Origin of the sequence: Parabacteroides sp. FAFU027, assembly GCF_022808675.1 — a bacterium.
Classification (GTDB): domain Bacteria; phylum Bacteroidota; class Bacteroidia; order Bacteroidales; family UBA7332; genus CAXXIC01.
This window is the reverse complement of the sequence record NZ_JAKZKV010000030.1, coordinates 1-2,573: the sequence shown is the minus strand read 5'-3', so window position 1 is coordinate 2,573 and position 2,573 is coordinate 1. Positions and strand designations below refer to the sequence as shown.

Genomic DNA, 2,573 nt, shown 5'->3' with positions numbered 1-2,573 from the left:
CTGATAAAACTCATCTTCGAGACCTCTTCGACAAAACTAAATTTCAAAATGACAAAGAGCGTTTTAGGCTTAATGAGCCAAATTTATTTGATTTTTAATTCGTCCCAATTTTTATGGGACACTAGTGATTCCACTATAAAAATAAACATCTTAGCAATGCTTCAAATGTTCTGTCTATTTGTTTTCGGATTGCCCCCACTAGCGCGAGATTAGCGAAGCATATCTCGTACTGGAAATCCAAACAGCGTAGCTGTTTTAGAATTCGAAGAATTCTGCTTTCCAACTGTCTGCAAGAAATAACGATAGTCTTCGTCGCATTGAGATTATTAGTAGTAGTTATCGGGAACGCATTCGCTAAACCTATGCCAGTGTGATAGCGGAACACAGACAATGCAATGATAGCAACATTATTTTCCTGCGGATTTACATCCGGCAGAACGGGGTTTATTATTTCAAAATGGCCTGATCGTACACGATAAAAACATCTTCTTTCGCAGCGATAAGGGGGCCATGGTATCCGGCAAGTGGCACATCTGCCCGGAACGGTTTAACATCTTTTGCCGTTCCGCTCTTCAATTCTTCGGCCAGCAACAACATCTTTGCGATATACTCTTTGCCGATCGGCTTTTTAAGATAAACGTAGTGTCCGCAATAGATGCGGGGAATGCCGTTGTCAATGAAGGCAAGCATCCGTTTGCACGCTTTGATGTAATCGGTTATAGGCGATAAAGGCTGTAATTGCAGCCACACCTGATTCGATCCGAATGCATCACCGGAATAACAGTCACCGTTGGCACGGTCCAGCAGAACGATAGAGCCCGGAGTATGAGCCGGCATATGACTCACTTCTATCTTCCTGTCACCCAAATCAAAGACATATCCTTCATCTACAAAATTCACTTTTCCCTTGTAGCCTTGTCCTTCCACCATGGAAAAATCAGCCTTGTGCATAAAAATAGCACCAAAATAACCTATATTTCCCGTATGGTCATAATGCCCGTGTGTGACGACCACATCCAGCGGCTTGGAGGTGATTCGCCGAACTATCCTATCAAGCGAGTCACATTTAGTCCCGGTATCAATAAGCAAGGATTTTTTTGTCCCTTCAATGAGATACAGAGTACAGTTGTCGGATGTTTCTCCAATCCAGACATGCTCCTTCAGTTTTGAAATAGTCAGTTGCCCGTTTTGAAAAACCTGGGCTGACAAAGCGATTGTCGTGAAGGCTAATGCCAACACAAATGTTACTCCTTTTCTGTAGTTAATCATATATTCAATATTATCAGGTTAATAAAGCCACCTTCCCCCACTAGCGCGAGATTACGTTGGATTGGATTTGCTATAGACCACAGACGAACGGGTGATGCGGTTTGTAACCGCATTATTATATTCGTTATTATGATCTAATCAGCGGTTTAAAACCGCAGCACCTCCAGTCCTCCCGGATATACCATAGAACGGCGGTGTGCGTTAGCGAGATTTGCAATCTCGTTTTTTAGTACTATAAGGATCAGTGATCCGACAACAAATATATATCTATTTTCGCATTTCAAATGCTTATAACAACCAAGAGGCGGATCACAGATCACGCCCCGACGGCACATCATTTTTCTACGGTTTTATATCCGGAGGGACGGGTCTTATAATTGCGAAAGGCCGGATTAAAAATCACGCCCTAGCGGCAATATCTTTTTTTCTAAGGTTTTATATCCGGTGCGATAGAACTATTACCAAACTCTCTATTTAATAGATGGACTAAATCAAGAAATCTTTTTAAATCCATACACTCAATATTTGACTCTTCAAGATTCTTATATTGCTCAAAAGGATTTGAATAACATATTTTCCTCTTTACTTTTTGGGTTAAAACCTCAACCATATAATAATCGCCATCTCCTACAATTAACAGAGGCAAATTCTTAATTCGCTTAATTCGAAGCTCCGATTCTGTTTTAATATTCAATAGTTTTTTATCAATTATCTCTTTCCATATCAAAGTCCAATTATCACTAACTCGAATAGCAGTTATAAATTTATTTCGGTAATCAAATACTAGATTATTATATTCATGGTAATTATAAATACGACCAAACCATTGACCTTGGTTATTCTTATCAAGAATTATTAGAATGCTATTTGGCTTTTTTGAATTGAAGGAGGTGTGATAAAATCTTATTTCTATATCAATAAACTTGTAATCTGGTTCGCTAATTTGTAAGGAATCCAAAACTACAGGTCTTTTATACACATACCCTTTTTGTTTTTCCAATTTGAAGGCGTATAAATTCAAGAATATTAAAAGCCAAACTACCGTTATAAATACTTTTCTCATAATTATTATATTATCTAATTCTCTTAAGAGCATCAATCAGTATATTGGAATTTCTTTCAAGTTGTTCACTATATGCACCTTGCGGTGTAGGATATCCTATATGAGTTTTGTTTGCCCAGTCCTCCCGGATATACCATAGAACAGCGGTGTGCGTTAGCGAGATTTGCAATCTCGCTTTTTAGTACTATAAGGATCTGTGATCCGACAACAAATATATATCTATTTTCGCATTTCAAATGCT

2 protein-coding genes and 1 pseudogene are annotated in these 2,573 nt (G+C 38.5%); 1 reads left to right on the top strand and 2 read right to left on the bottom strand.

Translation table 11 applies throughout. The annotated features are described in order from the left end of the window. Positions 1-98, top strand: a pseudogene (locus MLE17_RS18810) (IS4 family transposase); the annotation flags it as partial. Between the two features lie 349 nt (positions 99-447). On the opposite strand, the gene MLE17_RS18805 reads toward MLE17_RS18810, so the two are convergent. Next, entirely contained in the window at positions 448-1,269 is an 822-nt protein-coding gene (locus MLE17_RS18805) for an MBL fold metallo-hydrolase (protein ID WP_243350308.1), read from the bottom strand. A 427-nt stretch (positions 1,270-1,696) separates the two neighbouring features. Continuing rightward, positions 1,697-2,332 (bottom strand): hypothetical protein, encoded by a 636-nt coding sequence (locus MLE17_RS18800; protein WP_243350307.1) that lies wholly within the window; start codon positions 2,330-2,332, stop codon positions 1,697-1,699. Positions 2,333-2,573 lie beyond the last annotated feature (241 nt).